Below are 6,391 nucleotides of genomic sequence, written 5' to 3'. Positions count from 1 at the left end.
CTACGCGACATGGCAGACTGCACACCCAACGGAGCCCCCAGAACAGCGATCTTGGTCGACGCAGTTCTATCGGGGGCTCCGTTGCCATGTCAGGGACTTGACGAACGCCGCAGCGGCTTAACTTCCTGGTCTTGTGTGAAAACCGGTCACCCGCCGGGCGGCCTCGACCTCCTGTTGGAAGCGGCGCTGGAACTGCGGGTCCTCGGCGTACTCAGCCCTGATCACCTTCACCGCGAGCAGTCTCAACCCGGGCGAGCGGGCCAGGTACACCTCCCCCATCCCGCCCGCGCCCAACGGCCGCAGCAACTGATGCGGGCCCACGAACACAGCCCGCTGTGCCCGCATGCCCTCGGCGTTCCCGTCGGCCGCCACCAAGCCTCCCCAAGCACGTGCCGTCATCACCGACAGACACAGTGACACGCACAACTCGTCCGGCGGTCCCTTTTCGCACGACGGTCCGCCGTCCCACCGACGGTCGGGCACGCCGCCGGCGGCCCCCCGGGCCGCGAACCGAACGTCACCACGATGGATCCGCACCCCGGAGGCGAGTTCCCCGCAGAGACACTCCGCCGAGCGCTACTCGGCGACCGGCGCGGAGAGGTCGTCCTCGGACAGCACCCGGTAGACCGCGTTCAGGCTGGGCGGCCCGACCAGATCCTTGATCCGCTCGAAGCGGCGCTCCTCGATCGGGGTCAGCCTCTCCATCCACTCCGCGATGGACTCGGGGCCGTGGTCACCCTCGATGATCGCGATGGTGACGATCTCCTGCGGGTCCTCCAGGCCGGCCGCCGTGATCACCCGGGTACGCGGATCTCCCGGAACGATCTCGTCCGGGATCCAGCCCTTGCGGAATTCTCCGTACTCGACTCCGTCGTTGAGCCTGCGCACCATGACGCCGATGAGCTGCATGACATCCTCCCGGATACTTTTCTTGCAGTGCAAGATCCTGCCGTCCGCTATTGTTTTCTTGCAGCGCAAGAACTGTCAAGGCGCGGCTCGGCCACAGCGTCGGACACGACGGAGGAGCACCCCCATGGCGGCAGGCGGACGCGGACGCCCGAGGACCGGCCTGACCAGGGAGAAGGTCATCGACGCGGCGCTGGCCTTCGTCGACGAGCACGGACTGTCCGCCCTCTCCAACCGGAAGCTCGGCGCGGCACTGGGCGTCGAGGGCATGACGCTCTACTACTACGTACCCAGCAAGGCGGCCCTGCTCGACGGCATGGTGGAGCGCCTGCTGGAGCTGTCGGCCGGCGACCTGTTCGTCGAGCCCGCCGGGCCGTGGACGGAGGTGGTCCGCGACTTCGCCGTCGCCCTGCGGCGCATGCTGCTCGACCACCCGGCGATGCTCACGGTGCTGGCCACCCGGCCGGCCGCCACCCCGGCGGCTCTGCGACTGCTGGAGCGCGGGATCACCACGCTGCGCGCGGACGGCGTGCCGCTCACGGACGCCTTGGACGTCCTCAACGCCACGGTGTCGTTCACGCTCGGGCACACCCTGGCGGAGGCCGGCGGGACCCCGCATCACGAGGGCACCGAACCCGACCCCGAGCAGTTCCGATCGCTCGACCCGACGGCCTACCCGCAACTGGTCCAGGCGTTCGACAGCGGCGCGGGGCTGGACTCGGAGCAGCGGTTCCACCGCACGCTCCGCATTCTGCTCGCGGGCTTCGCCACCGAGGTCGGGGCGAGCACCGGGACCGACCCGACCGCCGCGGCGACCCCCGGGGCAGCCACGACCGGCAACACCGGCAGAACCGAAGAGAACGGCCACCCACCTCGCTGACCTGCGCCGACCGAATCGGCACGGCTCAACCGGGCGACCCGTCGACGCCGTCGGGCCCACGCAGCGCCGCCGCGATCAGCCCCCGGATCCCGTCCGGTGCGATGATCCGGTCGGTCCTGCGCCACGCCGACTGGACGCCGCCGCGCATCGCCCCGGCGCGAGCCCGACCCCGACCGGCGCCGTCGCCGTACACTCGCTGGAGAAGGCCTCCCGCCGAGCCCCCCTCGACTTCCCGGCAGGCGCGTGCGGCCCCGGGGCGACCGGCGCCCCCTGAAGGGACGTCCGGACCTCGCCCGGGAGCCGCGCCGGAGCCGACCGGCAGCACCGGAGCGGGCCCCGCCACCCGAAGGGAGCACAATCCGGTGTGGCGTGGCTCACTTCCGAAGAATTCGTCTGACGATCCGTCAACTCGACTGACATATCGTCACATCCATCCCGGAGGGCTGAAGTTAGTGACTGACTACTCGTCAGATTCGGCCGTTTCCAGGCAAGTTGATTGAAGTGTCGGGCGGTACGCCGTTCATCACCCGGGGCTACCATCGGTCAGGTTGTCCGCTTCGGCCCCGGAGTGGGTCACCCGATCAGGTGGGTGCTCCCACCGCCCCAAGGGCCGGACACGGTCGGAACCAGGGGCGAGGACGAGGAGCGCACGGCTGCCATGACAGCTGAACCGAGCCAGACAGAGCAGAGCGCGGGAGCCTCCCGGACCCCGCAGGCCCTCTTCCCCGGACGCCCGGCCCCGGCCCCGCGCACCCTGATCGACATCGTGGACGCCGCCGTCCGCACTCACCCGAACGAGCCGGCCCTGGACGACGGACACACCGTCCTCGGCTACCGGGCGCTCGCCGCCGAGGTCGAGCAGCTGCGCCGCCGGCTGGCCGGCGCGGGGATCGGCCCGGGCGACCGGGTCGGCGTCCGCGTGCCCTCCGGAACCAACGACCTCTACATCGCCATCCTCGCCGTACTGGCCGCGGGCGCCGCCTACGTACCCGTGGACGCCGAGGACCCGGACGAGCGCGCCCAGCTCGTCTTCGAGGAGGCCGCCGTCGCCGGCGTGCTCGGGGCCGACCGCACCCTGACCCTCACCGGCGACCGGCGACCCGCCGTACCCACGGACGCCCGGCCGACCCCTGACGACGACGCCTGGATCATCTTCACCTCCGGCTCGACCGGCCGGCCCAAGGGCGTCGCCGTCACCCACCGCAACGCCGCCGCGTTCGTCGACGCCGAGGCCGCGCTGTTCCTCCAGGACGAGCCGATCGGCCCCGGCGACCGTGTGATGGCCGGCCTCTCCGTCGCCTTCGACGCCTCCTGCGAGGAGATGTGGCTGGCCTGGCGCTACGGCGCCTGCCTGGTACCCGTCCCCCGCTCGCAGGTGCGCGGTGGCGCCGACCTCGGCCCGTGGCTCGCCGAGCAGGAGATCACCGTCGTCTCCACCGTCCCGACGCTGGCCGCGCTCTGGCCCGCCGAGGCGCTGAACGAAGTCCGGCTGCTGATCTTCGGCGGCGAGGCCTGCCCGCCCGAGCTGGTGCAGCGGCTGGTCACCGAGGGCCGCGAGGTCTGGAACACCTACGGCCCCACCGAGGCGACCGTGGTGGCCTGCGCCGCGCTGCTCACCGGCGACGGCCCGGTCCGGATCGGCCTGCCACTGGACGGCTGGGACCTCGTCGTGGTCGACGAGGCCGGCGAGCCGGTCGCCCCGGGCGGTACCGGCCAGCTGGTGATCGGCGGCGTCGGTCTGGCCCGCTACCTGGACCCGCTGAAGGACGCCGAGAAGTACGCCCCGCTGCCATCACTCGGCTGGGACCGCGCCTACCGCAGCGGCGACCTCGTTCAGGCCGACCCCGCGGGCCTGCTCTTCCTCGGCCGCGGTGACGAGCAGATCAAGCTCGGCGGCCGCCGGATCGAACTCGGCGAGGTCGACGCCGCCCTGCAGGCCCTGCCGGGCGTCGCCGGTGCGGCCGCCGCCGTCCGCACCGCGCGCGGCGGCAACCAGCTGCTGGTCGGCTACCTGGTCACCAAGGACGGCTGGGACAGGGCGGCGGCCGTCGAGCAGCTGCGCGCCGAGCTGCCCGCCGCCCTGGTACCGCTGCTCGCCCCGGTGGACGCCCTGCCCACCCGGACCTCCGGCAAGGTCGACCGGAACGCCCTGCCCTGGCCGCTGCCCGACCTGGAGGCCGCCGGGCCCACCGAGCAGCTCTACGGCACCGAGGCCTGGCTGGCCGAGCAGTGGACCGAGATCCTCGGCGTACCGGTCGCCGGCCCGCGCGAGGACTTCTTCGCCATCGGCGGCGGCAGCCTGGCCGCCGCCCGGCTCACCACCCTGCTGCGCACCCGCTACCCGAGCGCCGCCGTGCTGGACATCTACCAGCAGCCGACCCTGCGCAAGCTCGCCCGCCACCTGGAGCGGTCGGCGGCGGACAGCGGTGAGACCCGCACCATCGCCCTGGTGCCGACCAGGGCCAAGCTGCTCCAGCTGCTCCTACTGATCCCGCTCTTCACCGTGGTCGGGCTGCGCTGGACGGTCGCCCTGCTCGCGCTCGGCAACGTGCTCACCTGGTTCGGCGACTACCCCTGGGCGCCGACCGCCTCCTGGTGGGCGGTCGGCGCGGGCGCACTGGCCCTGTTCTCCCCCGCGGGCCGGCTCGCCGTCGCGGCCGGCGGCGCCCGGCTGCTGCTGCGCGGCCTGCGGCCCGGCCGCTACCCGCGCGGCGGCAGCACCCATCTGCGGCTCTGGACCGCCGAGCGGCTGGCCGAGGTCACCGGCGCCAGCTCCCTCTCCGGGGCCTGGCTGATCCGCTACGCCCGGGCGCTCGGCGCCAAGGTCGGCCCGGAGGTGGACCTGCACTCGCTGCCGCCGGTCACCGGGATGCTCAAGCTGGGCCGGGGCTGCGCGGTGGAGGCCGAGGTCGACCTCTGCGGCTACTGGCTGGACGGCGACCGACTGGAGGTCGGCCCGGTCAAGGTCGGCTCGGGGGCCGTGGTCGGCACCCGCTCGACGCTGCTGCCCGGCGCCCGGGTCGGCAAGCGGGCGCACGTGGTGGCCGGCTCCAGCGTCACCGGACAGGTGACGACCGGCCAGCGCTGGGGCGGCGCGCCCGCCGTGAAGCTGGGCCGCGCCGAGCGGACCTGGCCCAAGGACCGCCCGGCCCGCCAGGCCCGCTGGGCGGCGCTGTTCGGTGCCAGCGGCACGGCGCTCAGCCTGCTGCCGGTGCTGCCCGCGCTCGCGGGCCTCGCCGTGCTCTCCCGCTTCGTCCACCCCGGCGACGACCTCGGCGCCGCGCTCGGCGGCGCCCTGCTCGGCCTCCTCCCGGCCACCCTGGCGTACGGCGCCGTGTACGCGACGCAGCTGGTGGCGGCCGTGCGGCTGCTGAGCATCGGACTGGCCCCGGGCGTGCACCCGCTGCACGGCCGGGTCGGCTGGCAGGCCTGGACGGTCACCCAGCTGATGGACCAGGCCCGCGAGATCCTGTTCCCGCTGTACGCGGGCCTCGTCACGCCGCTGTGGCTGCGGGCCCTGGGCATGAAGGTCGGCCGGGGCGCCGAGGTGTCCACCGTGCTGGCGCTGCCGAGCCTGACCACGGTCGGGGACGGCGCTTTCCTGGCGGACGACACCCTGATCGCCCCGTACGAGCTGGGCGGCGGCTGGCTGCGACTCGGTGAGGCGAAGGTCGGTGAGCGGGCCTTCCTCGGCAATTCGGGGATGACCGCTCCCGGCCGGGCCGTCCCGGCGCGCGGGCTGGTCGGTGTGCTGTCGGCGACGCCGAAGAAGGCCAAGAAGGGCAGCTCCTACCTGGGCATGCCGCCGATGCGGCTGCCGCGCTCGGCCGACCAGGCCGACCAGAGCCTCACCTACGAGCCCCCGGCCCGGCTGCTCTGGGCGCGCGGGCTGGTGGAGGTGGCCCGGCTGCTGCCGGTGCTGGCGTCCGGCGCGCTCGGTGCGCTGACCCTCGCCTCGCTCTCCTGGCTGTCGGCGAGCTGGTCACCGGTGGTGGCGGCGCTGCTGTCCGGTCTGGTGCTGCTGGCGGCCGGCGGGGCGGCCTGCGTGGTCGCGGTGGCGGCGAAGTGGCTGCTGGTCGGGCGGTTCCGGGCGGTGGAGCACCCGCTCTGGAGCGGCTTCGTCTGGCGCAACGAGCTCGCGGACACCTTCGTCGAGGTGCTGGCCGTGCCGTGGCTGGTGGGCGCGGTGCCGGGCACGCCGGTGCTGAACGTCTGGCTGCGGGCGCTCGGCGCGGGCGTCGGGCGGGGCGTCTGGTGCGAGAGCTACTGGCTGCCGGAGGCGGACCTGGTCACCCTCGGGGACGGGGTCACCATCAACCGGGGCTGTGTGGTGCAGACCCACCTCTTCCACGACCGGATCATGCGGATGGATACTGTCATCCTCCGCGAGGGCGCCACCCTGGGCCCGGGCGGCATCGTGCTGCCCGGCAGCACGGTGGGCGCGCGCAGCACCCTGGGCCCGGCCTCGCTGGTGATGCGCGCCGAGTCCGTCCCCGCCGACACGCGGTGGCTGGGCAACCCGATCGAGGTGTGGCAGGCCACCTCGTGACCGCCGCCCCCGTCGAGACGCCCGCCACCTCCACGTCCCCCAGTTCGCAGGGAGCG

General features: G+C 73.6%; 4 protein-coding genes. 2 read left to right on the top strand and 2 right to left on the bottom strand.

The annotated features are described in order from the left end of the window. Positions 1 to 117 precede the first annotated feature (117 nt). Positions 118 to 372, bottom strand: coding sequence for a hypothetical protein (locus AB0J08_RS24255; protein WP_360637966.1), 255 nt, complete (start codon positions 370 to 372; stop codon positions 118 to 120). 204 nt (positions 373 to 576) lie between these two features. Then, positions 577 to 909 carry a hypothetical protein gene (locus AB0J08_RS24250; protein WP_360637963.1) on the bottom strand — a complete coding sequence of 111 codons (333 nt, stop codon included), beginning with the start codon at positions 907 to 909 and terminating at the stop codon, positions 577 to 579. A gap of 124 nt (positions 910 to 1,033) precedes the next feature. On the opposite strand from AB0J08_RS24250, the gene AB0J08_RS24245 reads away from it, so the two are divergent. Continuing rightward, positions 1,034 to 1,786, top strand: a complete 753-nt coding sequence (locus tag AB0J08_RS24245) for a TetR/AcrR family transcriptional regulator C-terminal domain-containing protein (RefSeq protein WP_360637960.1) — start codon at positions 1,034 to 1,036, stop codon at positions 1,784 to 1,786. A gap of 658 nt (positions 1,787 to 2,444) precedes the next feature. Continuing rightward, complete coding sequence (locus tag AB0J08_RS24240) at positions 2,445 to 6,335, top strand: Pls/PosA family non-ribosomal peptide synthetase (protein WP_360637957.1); 3,891 nt, start codon at positions 2,445 to 2,447, stop codon at positions 6,333 to 6,335. Positions 6,336 to 6,391 lie beyond the last annotated feature (56 nt).

The organism is Kitasatospora sp. NPDC050463, from assembly GCF_040655255.1.
Classification (GTDB): Bacteria; Actinomycetota; Actinomycetes; order Streptomycetales; family Streptomycetaceae; genus Kitasatospora.
The sequence above is the reverse complement of the archived record's forward strand: the minus strand, read 5'-3'. Positions and strand labels throughout refer to the sequence as shown.